This window comes from Clavibacter sp. CT19, assembly GCF_027858075.1.
GTDB lineage: Bacteria > Actinomycetota > Actinomycetes > Actinomycetales > Microbacteriaceae > Clavibacter > Clavibacter tessellarius_A.
Genome location: NZ_JAQHYR010000005.1, coordinates 21,951 through 37,472 on the forward strand (window position 1 = coordinate 21,951; position 15,522 = coordinate 37,472).

A 15,522-nucleotide genomic window follows, 5' to 3' on the forward strand; every position below is an offset into this window, starting at 1 on the left:
CCATCACGTCGAGGAACGGGCTCAGCCCCGGGGGCTCTGCCTCAGATGAGGATCTTCCGATTCAGGATGCGCAGCACTTGCTCGGAGCGGATCTCCAACCGATCGAGCAGCGTCTCGACCGTCGACGTCCGATGCGCCTCGGACAGGCCCTCCGCCACCGCCCGGAACACGACGGGCGCGATGGACACGAAGTCCGTGGCCCACTCGAGGAACGCATCCCCCAGCAGGCCCGCTTCTCGCGCGACGGCGGCCCATTCGAAGGCACCCATCGATTCCGCCTCGTACCGCCCGGCGATGGCCATGGACATCCGCGTCGCACCGAAGGCGCGGAGCAGGTCCCGCGGCGCATCCCCCCGGGGCCGGACGTAGGGCAACAGGGAGGAGAAGTCGTACATCTCCGTCAGGTCGGATGCGGGGGCCGCATGCCGCAGCGAGAAGTTCTTGCCGTGCGCATCCGTGTTCAGCAGGAACCACGACGCGAAGAACGCCTCGACGAAGCGGGACTTCGCGAGCGAGGAGATTTCCCTGTCGGGGATGCGGTCGAGCTGGTCGAGGATGTCGCGATATCCGGGGCCGCCGTCCCTCTGGTACTTCTTCAGCCGTGGCGTGCCGGTCGCTTGCACGAGATCCTCTTGATGGAAGCGCGTGATGCTGCCATCTGGCGCAGCTCGTCGATCGAAGCGGGTGACCACGAGGGATCTCTCACCACCGAAGTCCAGCATCTCGGTCCGCGCAGCGGGGATGCCGAGCAGCGGGAGCGCCGACATCGTCACGTGCTCGACGATCTCGCCATCAGCCAGGCCGACGACCTTGGGCTTGAAGATGTGGGTCGACGGGTGCACGCCGGTCGGCGCGAACCACTTTCCGTCGCGAAGGGCCAGAGCGAACTTGTCTTGCGCGCCGCCGAGAGAGAAACGTCCCGCCTCGCCGCCCACGAGCGCCGGGTCAGGGAGATCATCGCGAATGGCCCGGATGCGCTCCGCGATGGAATCGTGACGGAGCGGATGGGGGCTTCCGGCGGAGCGACGTCCGACCCCTGTCGGGTAGAACTCCAGGGCGCCGGCCACGTCTGCTCCGTGCACGGCGAGGAGCTGGAACGGCTCCGTGTCGTCGAGGCCCGCTTCCCTCGCCCATCGATCCCGCACAGGGCCGCTGTCCGGCAGCAGGTTGTCGACGAAGTGGAACACCAACCCCCCTTCATGCCGCCGCTGCACGACCGGTAGGGACAGGGAGACAGGCGGGCCCTCTGCGTCGCTCCACGCTTCGGCGTAGTCGAGGACGTAATGACGTGGACGGATCTGCTCCACCGTGGCGACGAGCTCGCCGTAGAGGTGCACGTCGAGGACGCGGATCACTCCATGTCCTCACGGTCTTCCCCGCGGCCAGGCCGGGTGCCGGAGGGGAGCTGTCCTTGTCCGCGCATCTGCTGCTGGGAGCGCGAGAGCCGTTCCAGCGCCCCTGCCATCTCGGCGTGCATGGCGGTCGACGTGGACGAGACCGCCTTCCCATCGGGCGCCTTCACCCGCGACGCAGGGCGGGAACGATGCTCGAGGGCGGAGAGGAGGTCCGACGCATCCAGGACGACGGGCTCGTAGACCGGGATCGTGACCCGCGGCCGCCGGGGCGCAGCACGCTCCTCCGGCGTGACATGCACGTGCAACTCGAGTTCCCGGAGGACGCGGAGCACCTTCGAGAGGGTGGGATCGCCTTTGCCCGTCTCGAAGCGCGTCAGCCATTGGCGCGTCACCTCCGCCTTCGCCGCCAGCTCCTCCTGCGACCAGGCCAGATCGAGACGTCGCTGGCGCGCGACGAGACCGAGATCCGACGGCCACGAAGCGCGCATGCCCGCTCCCCTCCCCTGCCGATGTAACGCAAGTGTCCCACAGGGCGCGTGGAACGCACGCGTGACACCTACCAGGTGGAATTCGTGTGTTCCAAGCTGACTACAGCACGAGGAGGCGGCGCACGAACGCCGCCCTCCCGATGGGGGGCGTCAGGCCGTCGGCGTGACCAGCCCCTCCATCACATCGAGGAACGCGCCCCAGCCCTGGATCGTCATCTCGCGCTGCTCGGGCGTGAACTCGCCCGCGGTCTGCGTCATGGTCATGCGCGTGGCGCCGCCCGCGACCTCCTCGAGGTCGACGGTGAGCGGCGGGCCGGCGGGCGCATCCGGCTGGTCGGTCATCGTCATCGCGAGGCGTGTCGGCCGGTCGAGCTCGACGTACTCGCCCACCCAGTCGATGGATCCGCCGTCGGGGAGGCGCATCACCGCGCTCCAGGCGCCGCCGACGCGCACGTCCATGCGCAGGGTGTCGAGCGGCACGTCGACCTCCGCGGTGCCGAACCAGGCGGCGAAGTCGGCCGGCGTGGTCCACGCGTCGAAGACGCGCTCCCGTGAGGCGGCGAACGTGCGGGTGATGACGATGGGCTCGCTCACGGCGACCTCCGGCGGCTCGTCGGGACGGGGACGGGCCGCCGCTCGTGGGACGACGGCCCTGCCGCGAGTCGACCACCCGCTCGCGCCCGTGTCAACGGGCGACCGCGGTGACGGGCGACCGCAGCGACAGGCGGCCGTAGCGACAGGCGACCCCGCAGCGACGAGCGACCGCGCGGACGAACCGTCAGCGCTCGGAGCGGCTGTCCCGCGCGTCGCTCGACGGCACCGCGATCCGCGACGCGTCGTCCGTCGCATCCGGCCCGGCCGCCTGCTCCGGGCGCGCACCCGGGCGCGCCCCGGCCCGCTGCTCCGCCTCGAGCCGCTCGGCCTCCTCGCCGCCCACCGCCTCGCCGCGGGCGACGAGCCCGGCGACGTCCGACAGCGGGATCTGCTTCAGCAGCAGCGAGAGCACGAACGCGATCGCGATGAACGGCACGAGGTACCAGAACACCGGCGCCAGCGCGTCGGCGTACGCGTCCACGATCCCGTCGCGCACCGCGTCGGGCAGCCCGTTCAGCGCCTGCGGGTCGATGCTGCTGGCCGAGGCCGCCGCATCACCCGGGGCCGCGCCCGCGCCGGCGAACACGCCCGTGAGGTTCTCGGTGAGGCGCGTCGTGAACAGCGTGCCGAACACGGCCGTGCCGAGCGCCGCGCCCACCTCGCGGAAGTAGTTGTTCGTGCTGGTCGCCGTGCCGATCTGCGCGGCGGGCACCGCGTTCTGCACCACGAGCACGACCACCTGCATGATCAGGCCGAGCCCCAGCCCGAAGATGAAGAGGAACACGCAGATCAGCCACACCGGGGTCTGGGCGGTGAGCGAGGTCATCAGCACGAGCGCCAGCATCGTGAGCAGCGTGCCGACGATCGGGAAGATCCGGTACCGGCCCGTGCGGGTGATCAGGATGCCCGAGGTGATCGACATGCCGATGAGGCCCACCATCATCGGCAGGAGCAGGAGGCCCGAGACCGCCGCCGAGGTGCCGGTGGACATCTGCAGGAACGTGGGCACGAAGCCGATCGCCGCGAACATCCCGATGCCGAGCGCCAGGCCGATGGCCGTCGCGTTCACGAAGACGGGGTTGCGGAAGAGGCTGAGCGGGATGATGGGGTCGTCGGCGCGCGCCTCCGTGAACACGAACAGCGACGCAGCCACGACGAGCCCGATCCCCCAGGCCCAGGTCGCGAGCGAGCCCCAGCCGTAGGCCTTGTCGCCGCCGAAGTCGGTGAAGAAGATGAGGCACGTCGTGGCGGCGGACAGGAACAGCACGCCCGCCCAGTCCACCTTCTTCGTGGCCCGCTTGCTCGGCAGCGTCAGCGTGACGAACGCGATGGCGAACGCCGCGATCCCCACCGGGATGTTGATGTAGAACGCCCACTGCCACGTGAGGTGGTCGACGAAGAAGCCGCCGAGCAGCGGGCCGCCGACGGCCGAGAGACCGAAGATGCCGCCGAGCGGGCCGAGGTACTTGCCGCGCTGGTTGGCCGGGACGATGTCGGCGATGATCGACTGCGACAGGATCATGAGCCCGCCGCCGCCGAGGCCCTGGGCCGCGCGGAACACCACGAACGACCAGAAGTCGCCCGCGAACGCGCAGCCGACCGACGCGAGCGTGAAGATCGCGATGGCCGCGAGGAACAGGTTCCGCCGCCCGAGCACGTCGCCGAACTTGCCGTAGATGGGCATCACGATCGTGGTGGCGAGCAGGTACGCCGTGGTGATCCAGACCTGGTGGTCGACGCCGCCGAGCTCGCCGACGATGGTCGGCATCGCGGTGGAGACGATGGTCTGGTCGAGGCTCGACAGCAGCATGCCGGCGATGAGCGCCGAGAAGATGATCCAGATGCGCCGCTGCGTGAGGAGGAGGGGCGCGGGGGCGGTGGCGGTCATGGGGTCCGTTCGTGCTGGCGGGTGGTCACGGTCGTGGGGTGCGCGATCTCGCGGAGGGCGTCGAGGCGCCGCCGCAGGATGGTCGGCATGGGATCGGCGTTGCCGGGGGCGAGGAACTCGCGCGCGCTCGCCCGGCCGAGCGCGGCCATGACCTGCACCACCACGGATGCGCGGAGATCGCCCTCCGGCAGGCCCTCGCGGCGCTCGACGAGGCGCACGTCGCTCGCCTCGTCCTCGATGGACGCGTCGAGCGCGCGGACGAGCAGGCCGGGCTCCCGGCGGAAGGCGGCGTGCATGTCCTTCATGGAGGTGCCGTCGGTGTCGAGGCGGGCCCACCGCTGGAGGCAGAGGTCGGCGAGGTCGGCGAGGAGGTCGGGCGAGGTGGCGCGGGACGGCTTCCCCGCGGCCACGAAGGCCTCCTCGAGGTCGGCGGTGTCGAGGCGCGCGGGACGCCCGAACACCGCGTCCTCCTTGGAGGCGAAGTAGTTGAAGAAGGTGCGGCGCGCGACGCCCGCCCGCTCGCACAGCTCCTCGACCGTGAAGCCGGCGAGGCCGTGCTCGGCGGTGAGGCGACGGGCCAGGGTCGTGAGCGTGGCCGAGGTCTCCGCCCGGCGTCGCTCCCGTAGTCCTGTTGCACCATCAGTCACGGAGTGCATGTTTGCACCATCTGGTGCTCAGTGCAAGTGGCGGATCCCCGTCGGGCTCAGATGCGGAAGCCCTCCGGCCAGCCGTGCGCCTCGAGGTACGCGCGGACGCGCTCGACGTCCTCGTCGGACGGCATCTCCGAGGTGACGCCCGCGATGGCGTCGGCCACGTCGAGGCGGCTGGCGGGCAGCCCGCCCTCCGAGGCGAGCCGGGCGCTCACCTCCTGCACCTCCTCGTCGCTGAGCCGCCGGCGCAGCAGGGCGAGCAGCGGCACGAAGTCCTGCTCGGGGAGCCCGGCTGGGTATCCGGCGCGCAGCCACGCGACGATGCGCGAGACGAGACCCGTGCGCTCGGTCGCACGCGCGTCGGCGCTGTCCGGCTCGTGGAGGTCGTCGGGCGATCCGAGCGGCCAGCCCGCCGCGGCGAGACGGGCCGAGACGCGCACGAGGTCCTCCGGCATCGCCGGCCCGAGGAGCAGCTCCTCGACGCGCTCGCGGAGCTGACGGCGGCCGATCTCCTCGCCCGCCGCGTCGGCCGCGGTCGCGTCGTCGACGAGCTGGTCCACCACCTGCTCGAGCTCCTCGGCGGTGAGGCTGCGGCGGAGGATCCCGAGCAGCGGCACGTAGTCCTGGTCGGGCACGCCCGACGGGTAGCCCGCGCGGAGCCAGCCGACCACGCGCTGGACGATGCCGCGCTCGGGGGCGGGGCCCTCGGCGGGCCCGTCCTCCGTCGATGCGCTGGTGGTCATGGTCAGCCCTTCGAGGTGAAGGTCGGGATGACGTGCTCGAAGCTCACGGTCTGGCCGAGGCCCGTCGCGATGATGAGCGTGAGGCCCGCGACCACGGCGAGGACCACGACGGCGTAGCAGACCGCGCCGACGAGCTGCAGGAGCGGCGCCGGGAGGCCGGGACCGGATCCGGTCGCCCGGCCGCTCGTGTCGGGGCTGGCGAGCGCGAAGGAGCGGACCCCGAGCGCGAAGAGGGCGGGCAGGCCCGCGCCGAGGAGGACGGCGACCACGGCGACCTGGCCGACGGCGGAGAGGAAGAGGGGGAGCATGGCGTGGCCCTTCAGGCGTCGGCGGGCTGGGTGGCGGGGCGGGCGGGCGCGTCGTCCGACCACTCGTCGTTGACGTTGTGGGCGCCCACGTCGTCCTTGCGGGAGCGCACGTAGACCGTGATGGCGACGGCGAGGAGCACGATCGTCATCGCGATGCCGCCCGCGGCGCCGCCGATGAGGTGGCCGAGCCACCACATGACCGCGCCGACGAGGGCCGCGGCCGGGAGGGTGATGATCCACGCCACGACCATGCGCAGCGCCACCTTCCAGCGCACCTGCGCGCCCGGGCGACCGAGGCCGGAGCCGAGGATGGATCCGGTGGCCACGTGCGTGGTGGAGAGCGCGAAGCCGAGGTGGCTGGACGCGAGGATGACCGCGGCCGACGAGCTCTCGGCCGCCATGCCCTGGTGGGTGTCGATCTCCACGAGGCCCTTGCCGACCGTGCGGATGATGCGCCAGCCGCCGATGTAGGTGCCGAGCGAGATGGCGAGCGCGCAGCTGATCTTCACCCAGAACGGCACGGAGGAGGTGTCGGTCCAGCCGCCGGCCGCGATGAGCGCGAGCGTGATGACGCCCATCGTCTTCTGCGCGTCGTTCGTGCCGTGCGCGAGCGAGACGAGCGAGGCGCTGCCGATCTGGCCGATGCGGAAGGTGCGGTCGAGCCCACGGCCTGCGAGGTTCCCGATGATCCGGAACACCAGCCAGGTGCCTATCGCGGCCACGGCGCCGGCGAGGAGCGGCGACATGAGCGCCGGGAGGATGACCTTGCCGACCACGCCGTCGAGCTTCGATCCGTCGCCGGCCCAGTTGACGCCGTTGACGCCGAGACCCGCGAGCGTGGATCCGATGAGGCCGCCGAACAGCGCGTGCGACGAGCTGGACGGCAGGCCGAGGAGCCAGGTGAGGAGGTTCCAGACGATGCCGCCGATGAGGCCGGCCAGCACGATGAGGAGGAGCGCGGATCCGCCGCCCTCCAGCAGCGCCGGGTCGGGCGCCCCTGTCTTGTCCTGGATCTTGACCACCGCGTTCGTGACCGTGAGCGCGACCTCGATGCTGAGGAAGGCGCCCACCAGGTTGAGCACGGCGGAGAGCGTGACCGCGACCTTGGGCTTCAACGCGCCGGTCGCGATGGACGTGGCCATCGCGTTCGCCGTGTCGTGGAAGCCGTTGGTGAAGTCGAAGGCGAGCGCCGTGATGACGACGAGCACGAGGAGAATGAAGGGATCCACGGCGACGAGCATGCGCCCTGCCCGGGCGTCCCCTCTACGGGGGGCCCTCGGGTTCACCCGCTGTTCACCCGCGGCTGTGGAGAAGCGCGTCGCTCGGACCACCCGGAAGGACCCCATGTCCGACACCCCACCCGCATCCCCGACCGTCGCGCTGGTCCCGGTCGACGTCGACCAGGACCGCGCGGCTCTCCGGGAGTTCCTCACGTCGAACGCGTTCCCGTTCCACATGCGGTCGGCACCGACGGCCGCGGAGGTCGACGCGCGCATCGCCGACGGCGACTTCGCCGGGCCCGAGCACGCGGCGCTGTGGGTGGAGGTCGAGGGATCCGGCCGCGTGGGCCTCGTCGTGCTCGACGACCTCGAGGACCCGGGCGTGCTGTTCGACCTGCGCCTCGCGGAGCCCTGGCGCGGCCGGGGCCTCGGCGTGCCCGTGGTGCGCGCGCTGACCTCGCACGTGTTCGGCTCGTACCCGCACGTCACCCGGTTCGAGGCGCAGACCCGCGACGACAACCGGGCGATGCGCCGGGTGCTCGTGCGCGCGGGCTTCGTGAAGGAGGCGCACTACCGCGACGGCTGGCCCGTCGCGGGCGGCGAGCCGCGCGCGTCCGTCGGCTACGCGATGCTGCGGCGCGACCACGAGACGGGGACCACGACGCCGGTGCCGGTGGACGATGAGGCGTAGGCCCCCGCGCCCGCGCACGGATGCTGCGCGGGCGCCGGGATCCACGCGCGGAACCCGCTAGCGGGACACGATCTGACGCCCACCCCGCGGATACGGTGGAGGCACCGCACGCACCCGCACGATCGGAGGTCGATCCATGTCCAGCGCCGCAGCCCCCGCAGCCGTCATCGGCGAGCCCGAGGTCGTGGAGGACGTGCGCTCCGTCGCCTCCTCCCCCGCCTGGCTCGCCCTCAAGGACGCCGCCGTCGCGCTCCAGCCGATGCAGGTCAAGGACGGGTCGGTCCCCGACGCGGCGCACCACGCGGAGGCGACCCGCCTGATCACGACCATCCGCGACGGGATCCGCGCGCTCGCCCCGCTCTTCCCGCACGACGCCGCGTACCTCGCGGCTCTCGACGTGGACTTCGCGCGCTGGGTCGACGCCGGCCTCGGCGTGCCCGACTTCCTCGACTCGCTCACCGCGTTCCAGCCGCAGCGGGACCGCGTCGACGGCATCCGGCACTTCGTCGTGTTCCCGATGACCACGCAGAACGGCAGCGCGAGCCGGCTCGTCGAGGCCGTGCTCATCGAGGTGGTCTGGCCCGAGTTCGTCGCCGAGTTGGAGGTGGGCGACTACGGCAACGCGCTCTTCGTCCCCATCCGGTTCGTCGACTTCACGCCCGGCTACGACACCAACTCGGCCGTGCTGTTCCCGGAGACCGTCGCCATGCGCGAGGTGCCGACCTTCACATGGGGCGCGATCTTCGCCGACCGCGAGGCCGCCCGCTTCCGCCGCGTGGTGCGCCACGCCGCCGAGGTCACGAAGCTGGAGCTGCCGGACGACGCCCGTCGCCTGCTGGAGGACCAGCGGCTCGCGGAGGAGACCTTCGTGATGTGGGACCTGATCCACGACCGCACGCACATGCGCGGCGACCTGCCGTTCGATCCGTTCATGATCAAGCAGCGGATGCCCTTCTTCCTCTACTCGATCGAGGAGCTCCGCTGCGACCTCACCGCGTTCCGCGAGGCCGTGCGCATCCAGCGCCGGCTCGCGGCGACGGATCCCGAAGAGCGCACCGCCGCCGACGACGCCCTGCTGGAGCGCGCCGGCATGGTGCAGCACGCGGTGATCTTCGACCGCATCTTCCGCTTCGCCATCACCGGATCCCGCGTCCGCAACTACGACGGCCTCGGCGGCCAGCTGCTGTTCGCCTGGCTGCACCAGCACCACGTGCTGCACTGGACGGACACGCGCCTCACGATCGACTGGGACGAGGTGGCCGACGTGGTCGTCGCGCTCGCCGACCGGGTCAACGACCTCTACTGGCGCTCCATCGACCGGCCGAAGACCGCGCACTGGCTGGCCGCCTACGCGATGGTCACCGAGACGGTCACGCCGCACCCCGCGTCCACGTGGGCGAAGGGGCCGGACGCGCTGCCGCTCGACGGGCCGCCCAAGGGCCTGACGGATCTCGTGCTCGACGACGAGTTCCCGCTCAGCATGTTCTTCGAGGCGCTGGAGAAGAAGATGCGCGACGTGATCGGCTCCACCGCCGGCATCACGGGGCAGGCCGCATGAGCGTCGACGGCCGCGTGGTCGTGGTCGCCGGCGCGTCGAGCGCAGCGGGCCGGGCGGTCTGCGCCGAGCTGACGGCGGCGGGTGCGCGCGTCGTCGCGGTCGGCTCGGACGCCGGCCGGCTCGACGGCGTGGACGCGTCGCGTCGCGAGGTGTGCGACCTCGCCGACCACGCGGCCGTCGTGGAGCTGGCGGCGCGGATCCGCGCGGACCTCGGCGGCGTCGACGGGCTGATCCACCTGGTCGGCGGCTGGCGCGGCGGCAACGGCCTCGAAGGCCAGACCGACGACGACTGGGACTTCCTGCACGAGCGGCTCGTCACGACGCTCCGCAACACGACGCGCGCGTTCGACGCCGACCTGCAGGCGTCCGACGCCGGCCGCCTCGCGATCGTCTCCTCCACCGCCGTGCAGCGCCCGTACCCCGGCGGCGCCAACTACTCGACCGCGAAGATCGCCGCTGAGACGTGGGTGCGCGCGGTCGACCGCGGCTTCTCGAAGGCGGGCTCCCCCGCCCGCACGACGATCTTCCTGGTCAAGGCGCTCGGCGGCCTCGAGCGCGCGCTCGCCCGTCGCGTGGTCGGGCTGTGGACCTCGGTGCCGCCCGAGCGCGATCTGATCGAGGGCTGACCGGGGCTCGCCGCCGGCTCCGGCGGCGGTCCACCGCATCCGCCGCGTAGCACACGTCCGGGCTCGGCACGAGGCCCGCCCCCGTCCTCGATCCGAGCCCGTCGCCGGTATAGCGTCGCTCCGTGACCCCGCCCGCCAGAACCGCCGAGCACGACGCCTTCGGCCCGTGGATCGACACCGTCCGCACCCTCGACCAGGTCCCGCGCCTGTTCCGCCCGCACGGCGCCGACCCGTTCACGGCCCGTCTCGTGCTCAAGGTGCCGCGCGACATCGCGCGCCGCGACACCGATCCGACGATGGACCTCTACGAGCACCTCATCGTGGTCGGCGACCGCGAGCTCGAGGTGCTCTCGCGACGCGGACCCACGTTCGTCGCCCGCCGCATCCCCTACGCCGACGTCGTGGCCGTGCGCGACCGCGTCGACCTCCTCGACGGCCTGCTCACGCTGCACACGATCGACGGCACCGCCCTGGAGATCCCGTTCAACGGAGCGTCGGCGGACGTGGTCGTCGACCTCACCGAGCTCCTCGTGGGCCTCGCGGGGGCGGCGGGGGGCGTCCCCGTCCACGCGCCCGGGCGGGCCGAGCGGGTGGCCCCGCGCATCGACATGGGCACGGACGAGGCGGGCATCGCCTCCGCGTACGACGACCTCACGGCGCGGGATCCGCAGCTGCGGTACCTCTCCTCGCGGCCGCGCACGCCGCTGCGGACGACCGCGACGGGCCTGGTCGGCGCGCTCCAGCGGCTCCGCCCGATGAGCCTCGCCGGAGCTCTGGCCGCGTGCACGCCGCGCGAGCTGCTGATCGTCTCGCGCCGCGACGCGGTGCTGCGCCGCCGGACGGCGACCCTCTCGATCGACCGGCTGCGGATCCTCCGCCACGCCATCACCTCGACGACCTCGGAGCCGCACCCGCGCTGGCGGGGCATGTCGACCCTCACGATCCGGGCGGGTGCCGCGACGTTCGAGCTGATCGCGGAGGCGTCCGAGCCGCTGGAGTGCGACCTGCTCACGGTCAGCCGCTGACGCGGCCCGCGGCCTCGTGGTCATCGCCGTCGGGATCGCGATCCTCGCGACCGCGGATGACCCCTTCAGGGGGACGGGCGCGCACGACGACGCCCGCCCGTAGGGTCGAGGCATGACCGACGCCGTGATCCTCACCGGCACGGTCGGATCCGGCAAGACGTCGACGATGCACGCTCTCGGCGCGCTCCTCGGCGAGCGCGGTGTGCCGCACGCGATGGTCGACGCGGACGCCGTGCGCCTGCTCCGTCCGTCGCCGACCGACGACCCGTTCCACCGGGAGCTCGAGCTCCGCAACCTGCGTGACCTGTCGCGCAACTTCCGTGACGCCGGGGCCCGCGTCGTGATCGTGGCCGCCGTGGTCGAGCGGGCCGCCGACCTGCCGCGCTACACGGAGGCGCTCGGGTCCCGGGAGCCGCTCCTCGTGCACCTCACCGCGGATCCGCGGATCGTGAGCGCCCGCCTCGACGCCCGGCACGACGGCGATGCGGACGCGCGCGCCTGGCATGCGGCCCGCGCGCCGGAGCTCGCGACCATCCTGGAAGCGGCCGACCTCGGGGGCACGGAGGTCGACACGACCACGCGCTCGCCCGCCGAGGCCGCCGCGCTCATCGCCGAGGGCCTGCGGTGGTGAGCGCCCGTAGGGTCGAGGGCATGACCGACGACCTGCCGCTCGCCTTCACTGCGCCGCTGTGGGCGTGGGAGGCGCGGCGGGAGCTGTGGACGTTCGTGTCCCTGCCCGCGGAGCTGACGCCGATGCTGCGGGAGCTGGGGCAGGCAGGCCGCCGCGGGTTCGGATCCGTCCCCGTGCGGGTCCGCGTCGGCACCACCACCTGGCGCACCTCGGTCTTCCCGCAGGGCGACGGCACCTGGGTGCTCCCCGTCAAGCGGCAGGTCCGCGACCGTCAGGGGCTCGAGGTCGGCGACGACGTGCACGTCGACCTCGAGCCGCTGCCGTGAGCGGCGACCTCCGCTAGCCGCCGGTCGGCGGCGTGTAGAGCTGGAGGTCGTTGCCCTCGCTGTCCTGGAACGGGAGGATGCGCCCCCACTCGTGGTCGCTGATCTCGCCCGTGATCTCGGCGCCGCGGGCGCGGATCCGCTCGAGCTCGTCCTCGATGGACCCCTCGGGCGTGAACGAGATGACCGCGCCGCCGCTCGTCGACCCGCTCGTCTCCTCGCGCGCGTTGAGCCCGATCATCAGGCCGTCCGCGTCGATCTCGCTCCAGTCGTCGTCCTCGCTCGTGACCGTGAGCCCGAGCGTGTCGCGGTAGAACGCCACCGCGCGCGTCATGTCCTGCACGGGCAGCCAGACCGTCGCCACCGAATCGACCATGGGATTCCTCCTCGCATCGAGACCGGTCGGTCGACCGGCTCTCCCCTCCTGCCTACTCCGGGGGCGGGGATGCGGCCGCCGGCCGCGGCGATCCCCGGGAACCGAGATGGTTGACAACTGTCCACCACAGTCATATGGTTGCTTGCAGTCAACTACCGGAGGAACATGTCCCAGCACCACACCGACGCGGCACCCGCGAAGGCCCCACGCCGCACCGTCTCCGCCGACGGATCCATGTCGAAGCGCCAGGTCCTCGAGTCCCTCTCGGGCCTCCTGCTCGGCATGTTCGTCTCGATCCTCGCCGGCACCGTCGTCTCCACCTCGCTGCCGATCATCATCAGCGACCTCAAGGGCGACCAGTCCGGCTACACCTGGGTCGTCACCGCGACGCTCCTCGCCACCACCGTGAGCACGCCGCTCTGGGGCAAGTTCGCTGACCTCTTCAACCGCAAGCTGCTCATCCAGCTCGCCCTCGGCACCTTCGTGCTGGGCTCCGCGCTCGCCGGCTTCTCGCAGAACACGGAGACGCTCATCGTCTTCCGCGTGCTCCAGGGCCTCGGCGCCGGCGGCCTCGCCGCGCTCAGCCAGATCATCATGGCCGACATCATCAGCCCGCGTGACCGCGGCCGCTACGCCGGCCTCTTCGGCGCCGTCATGGCCGTCGGCACCGTCGGCGGCCCGCTCCTCGGCGGCGTCGTGACGGACGCGATCGGCTGGCGCTGGAACTTCTTCATCGCGCTGCCGATCGCCATCATCGCCATCATCCTGCTGCAGGTCACCCTGCATCTCCCCGCGCACCCGAAGCGCAAGGTGCACGTCGACTACCTCGGCGCGGTCTTCATCGCGAGCGGCGTCTCGCTCCTGCTCATCTGGGTCTCCCAGGCCGGCAAGCAGTTCGAGTGGGCCTCGGGCACCTCGTACCTCATGGTGGGCGGCGCGGTCGTGCTCCTGATCGCCGCGGTCGTCACCGAGCTCAAGGTCGCCGAGCCGATCATCCCGCTCACGATGTTCCGCAACCGCACCTTCACGCTCTCGGTCGTCGCGAGCCTCGCGGTCGGCATCTCGCTGTTCGGCACCTCGGTCTTCCTCGCGCAGTACATGCAGCTGTCGCGCGGCGCCACGCCGACCCAGTCGGGCCTCCTCACGATCCCGCTCATGGCGGGCCTGCTCATCTCCTCGACCGTGTTCGGCAGCCTGATCAGCCGCCGCGGCAAGTGGAAGACGATCATGATCTCGGGCGCCGTCCTCATCGTCGCCGGCACGGCGCTGCTGTCGACGCTCCGCTACGACACCGACTTCCTGCTCGTGGGCATCTACATGTTCGTGCTCGGCGCGGGCCTCGGCATGCTCATGCAGAACCTCGTGCTCGTCGTGCAGAACGCCATCGAGGTCAAGAACCTCGGCGTCGCCACCAGCGCGGTCACGTTCTTCCGCAGCCTCGGCGGCACGGTCGGCGTCTCGGTGCTCGGCTCGGTGCTCGGCACGATCGTCGCGTCGGAGATCACCGCCGGGATCATGGGACTCGCCCCCGCCGACCAGGCCGCCGCCGCGCAGGCGCTCGGCTCGGGCGTCATCCCGCAGGTGTCGCAGCTCAGCCCCGCGGTCCGCACCGTGGTCGAGAGCGCGTACGGCGTCGGCATCGGCGACGTGTTCCTCTACAGCGTGCCGCTCGCGATCGTGTCGCTCATCGCGGTGATCTTCCTGCCCAACGCGCAGCTCGGCAGCAAGAACGCCGTGCAGATGAAGAACGAGAAGGCGGCGAAGGACGTGCGCCGCGTGGACGCCGAGGACGCGCTCATCGCCGCCTCCGCCGGGGCCGTCGCGCTGACGCCGGCCGGCGAGGCGAACCCGACCGGATCCATCCGACTGCCCGAGCACGAGGACGCCGGGGTCGACGCCCGCCGATGACCGATGACGACCGCCCCGTCGCGGACGGGGCATCCGGCGGAGGCTCCGACGTCGCTGGCGGCTCCGGGGACGGGATCGCGGCGGGCATCGCCGAGGTCGAGGAGCAGATGACGGCCCTGGCCGCGCGGATCCGCGCCACGACCCGGGAGGCCGCCGCCGCGATCCACCCGGAGCTCCCGCCCATCGGCTACAAGATGCTCCGCGTGATCCGCCGCTGCGGCAGCGCCCACGCCAGCGCCGTCGCCGACCAGCTCGGCGTCGACCGCAGCGTGGTCAGCCGGCAGCTCCGCCAGCTCCAGGACCTGGGGCTGGTGGAGGTCGGGGCCGACGCGCAGGACGGCCGGGTGCGCGTGCTCGCGCTCACGAACGCCGGCCGCACCGGGATCGACGCCGACGACGCGCAGGGCAGCCGCCTCGTCCGCGTGCTCGGCCGGTGGGAGCGCTCCGACCTGGAGGCATTCGCCGGCTACCTCGCGCGGCTCAACGTGGCGGCCGAGGCCGACTCCGGGCCCGCGACCGGTGCGGTCGGCTGCGAGGCGGACGCCCCCGGCGCCGCTCCCGCGGCCGAGGCCCCGCGCGCGCCCGTGCACGCGGCCTGAGACCGAGCGGCGCGACCGCTCGGAGGATCACGACGCGGCAGGTGCCGGCGCCGACGCGGGCGCGCCGCCGATCGCCGCGTGCAGGGCTTCCATCGCCGGCAGCGCGCGGGCGATGGCGCGTCGCTCCTCGGCCGTGAGCCGACGCAGGGCGCCCACGAGCACGCCCTCGGCGGAGCGGTCGAAGGCGCGGAGCAGATCCCGCGCGCGATCCGTGAGCCCCACCTCGGTGCTGCGGCCGTCGCCCTTCACGAGCCGCCGGTCGACGAGGCCGTCGCGCTCCATGGCGAGCACCAGGTTGCTGACGGTGGAGCGCGCGAGCCCGAGCGCGCGGCCGAGGCCGGTGGGCGTGGCCCAGCCGATCGCCTCGAGCCGGCGGAGGACCTCGACCTGCGCGTCGGGGAGGTCGGGCAGGTCGGCGGCGCTCCGGGAGGCGTTCATGAGGCGGCGGCGGAACGGCCCGAGCTCGGAGCCGAGGCGCCGGGCGACGGCCCGCAGCTCCTGGTCGGACGCGTCGGCTGGCATGCACCGAGGATACCCAG

General features: G+C 72.4%; 18 protein-coding genes. 8 read left to right on the forward strand and 10 right to left on the reverse strand.

Features of this window, described 5'->3' with window-relative positions; genetic code table 11:
• Positions 1–41: 41 nt before the first annotated feature.
• The 8 genes from PED38_RS07240 to PED38_RS07275 all read right to left on the reverse strand — a co-directional run bounded on the left by PED38_RS07240 (position 42) and on the right by PED38_RS07275 (position 7,255).
• The gene (locus PED38_RS07240; protein WP_270980567.1) at positions 42–1,355 is read right to left on the reverse strand and encodes a HipA domain-containing protein; all 1,314 of its coding nucleotides are present in this window, start codon (positions 1,353–1,355) and stop codon (positions 42–44) included.
• Positions 1,352–1,843, reverse strand: coding sequence for a helix-turn-helix transcriptional regulator (locus tag PED38_RS07245; RefSeq protein WP_063070369.1), 492 nt, complete (start codon positions 1,841–1,843; stop codon positions 1,352–1,354). The genes PED38_RS07240 and PED38_RS07245 overlap by 4 nt, the downstream gene beginning before the upstream one ends.
• A gap of 150 nt (positions 1,844–1,993) precedes the next feature.
• Positions 1,994–2,437, reverse strand: a complete 444-nt coding sequence (locus tag PED38_RS07250; protein WP_270980569.1) for an SRPBCC family protein — start codon at positions 2,435–2,437, stop codon at positions 1,994–1,996.
• A gap of 184 nt (positions 2,438–2,621) precedes the next feature.
• The gene (locus PED38_RS07255) at positions 2,622–4,325 is read right to left on the reverse strand and encodes an MDR family MFS transporter (RefSeq protein WP_270980570.1); all 1,704 of its coding nucleotides are present in this window, start codon (positions 4,323–4,325) and stop codon (positions 2,622–2,624) included.
• Entirely contained in the window at positions 4,322–4,981 is a 660-nt protein-coding gene (locus PED38_RS07260; RefSeq protein ID WP_270980571.1) for a TetR/AcrR family transcriptional regulator, read from the reverse strand. Before PED38_RS07260 ends, PED38_RS07255 begins: the two co-directional genes overlap by 4 nt.
• Before the next feature lie 47 nt (positions 4,982–5,028).
• Complete coding sequence (locus PED38_RS07265; protein ID WP_270980572.1) at positions 5,029–5,718, reverse strand: DUF3349 domain-containing protein; 690 nt, start codon at positions 5,716–5,718, stop codon at positions 5,029–5,031.
• Between the two features lie 2 nt (positions 5,719–5,720).
• Positions 5,721–6,026: a hypothetical protein gene (locus PED38_RS07270; protein WP_063070374.1), complete on the reverse strand. Its 306-nt coding sequence runs from the start codon at positions 6,024–6,026 to the stop codon at positions 5,721–5,723.
• Positions 6,027–6,037: 11 nt separating this feature from the next.
• On the reverse strand, positions 6,038–7,255 hold the full coding sequence (locus tag PED38_RS07275) for an inorganic phosphate transporter (RefSeq protein WP_063070400.1): 1,218 nt from the start codon (positions 7,253–7,255) through the stop codon (positions 6,038–6,040).
• A gap of 115 nt (positions 7,256–7,370) precedes the next feature.
• Here PED38_RS07275 and PED38_RS07280 point away from each other — a divergent pair, with 115 nt between their 5' ends.
• The 6 genes from PED38_RS07280 (at position 7,371) to PED38_RS07305 (ending at position 12,103) form a co-directional block, all read left to right on the forward strand.
• Positions 7,371–7,937: a GNAT family N-acetyltransferase gene (locus PED38_RS07280; RefSeq protein ID WP_270980575.1), complete on the forward strand. Its 567-nt coding sequence runs from the start codon at positions 7,371–7,373 to the stop codon at positions 7,935–7,937.
• 136 nt (positions 7,938–8,073) lie between these two features.
• Positions 8,074–9,495, forward strand: coding sequence for a DUF6421 family protein (locus PED38_RS07285; protein ID WP_270980577.1), 1,422 nt, complete (start codon positions 8,074–8,076; stop codon positions 9,493–9,495).
• Complete coding sequence (locus tag PED38_RS07290) at positions 9,492–10,121, forward strand: SDR family oxidoreductase (protein WP_270980578.1); 630 nt, start codon at positions 9,492–9,494, stop codon at positions 10,119–10,121. Before PED38_RS07285 ends, PED38_RS07290 begins: the two co-directional genes overlap by 4 nt.
• 122 nt (positions 10,122–10,243) lie before the next feature.
• A complete protein-coding gene (locus PED38_RS07295) occupies positions 10,244–11,146 on the forward strand; it encodes a hypothetical protein (protein WP_270980580.1) in 903 nt (300 codons plus the stop codon).
• A 112-nt stretch (positions 11,147–11,258) separates the two neighbouring features.
• Positions 11,259–11,777, forward strand: a complete 519-nt coding sequence (locus PED38_RS07300) for an AAA family ATPase (protein ID WP_270980582.1) — start codon at positions 11,259–11,261, stop codon at positions 11,775–11,777.
• A 20-nt stretch (positions 11,778–11,797) separates the two neighbouring features.
• Positions 11,798–12,103 (forward strand): DUF1905 domain-containing protein, encoded by a 306-nt coding sequence (locus PED38_RS07305; protein ID WP_081234759.1) that lies wholly within the window; start codon positions 11,798–11,800, stop codon positions 12,101–12,103.
• A 13-nt stretch (positions 12,104–12,116) separates the two neighbouring features.
• Here the strand turns inward: PED38_RS07305 and PED38_RS07310 are convergent, their stop codons facing one another.
• Positions 12,117–12,476 carry a VOC family protein gene (locus tag PED38_RS07310; RefSeq protein ID WP_270980585.1) on the reverse strand — a complete coding sequence of 120 codons (360 nt, stop codon included), beginning with the start codon at positions 12,474–12,476 and terminating at the stop codon, positions 12,117–12,119.
• A gap of 138 nt (positions 12,477–12,614) precedes the next feature.
• Between PED38_RS07310 and PED38_RS07315 the strand changes: the two genes are divergently transcribed.
• Complete coding sequence (locus PED38_RS07315; RefSeq protein ID WP_270980587.1) at positions 12,615–14,384, forward strand: MDR family MFS transporter; 1,770 nt, start codon at positions 12,615–12,617, stop codon at positions 14,382–14,384.
• Complete coding sequence (locus PED38_RS07320; protein ID WP_270980589.1) at positions 14,381–14,983, forward strand: MarR family winged helix-turn-helix transcriptional regulator; 603 nt, start codon at positions 14,381–14,383, stop codon at positions 14,981–14,983. The genes PED38_RS07315 and PED38_RS07320 overlap by 4 nt, the downstream gene beginning before the upstream one ends.
• 27 nt (positions 14,984–15,010) lie before the next feature.
• Here PED38_RS07320 and PED38_RS07325 read toward each other — a convergent pair whose 3' ends face one another.
• Positions 15,011–15,505, reverse strand: a complete 495-nt coding sequence (locus tag PED38_RS07325; protein WP_063070382.1) for a MarR family winged helix-turn-helix transcriptional regulator — start codon at positions 15,503–15,505, stop codon at positions 15,011–15,013.
• Between the last annotated feature and the right edge of the window lie 17 nt (positions 15,506–15,522).

Coding starts and splice junctions, on each gene's coding strand:
- PED38_RS07245 (WP_063070369.1), bottom strand. CDS start 1,843: ATGCGCGCTTCGTGGCCGTCGGATCTCGGTCTCGTCGCGCGCCAGCGA.
- PED38_RS07255 (WP_270980570.1), bottom strand. CDS start 4,325: ATGACCGCCACCGCCCCCGCGCCCCTCCTCCTCACGCAGCGGCGCATC.
- PED38_RS07260 (WP_270980571.1), bottom strand. CDS start 4,981: ATGCACTCCGTGACTGATGGTGCAACAGGACTACGGGAGCGACGCCGG.
- PED38_RS07265 (WP_270980572.1), bottom strand. CDS start 5,718: ATGACCACCAGCGCATCGACGGAGGACGGGCCCGCCGAGGGCCCCGCC.
- PED38_RS07270 (WP_063070374.1), bottom strand. CDS start 6,026: ATGCTCCCCCTCTTCCTCTCCGCCGTCGGCCAGGTCGCCGTGGTCGCC.
- PED38_RS07280 (WP_270980575.1), top strand. CDS start 7,371: ATGTCCGACACCCCACCCGCATCCCCGACCGTCGCGCTGGTCCCGGTC.
- PED38_RS07285 (WP_270980577.1), top strand. CDS start 8,074: ATGTCCAGCGCCGCAGCCCCCGCAGCCGTCATCGGCGAGCCCGAGGTC.
- PED38_RS07290 (WP_270980578.1), top strand. CDS start 9,492: ATGAGCGTCGACGGCCGCGTGGTCGTGGTCGCCGGCGCGTCGAGCGCA.
- PED38_RS07300 (WP_270980582.1), top strand. CDS start 11,259: ATGACCGACGCCGTGATCCTCACCGGCACGGTCGGATCCGGCAAGACG.
- PED38_RS07305 (WP_081234759.1), top strand. CDS start 11,798: ATGACCGACGACCTGCCGCTCGCCTTCACTGCGCCGCTGTGGGCGTGG.
- PED38_RS07310 (WP_270980585.1), bottom strand. CDS start 12,476: ATGGTCGATTCGGTGGCGACGGTCTGGCTGCCCGTGCAGGACATGACG.
- PED38_RS07320 (WP_270980589.1), top strand. CDS start 14,381: ATGACCGATGACGACCGCCCCGTCGCGGACGGGGCATCCGGCGGAGGC.
- PED38_RS07325 (WP_063070382.1), bottom strand. CDS start 15,505: ATGCCAGCCGACGCGTCCGACCAGGAGCTGCGGGCCGTCGCCCGGCGC.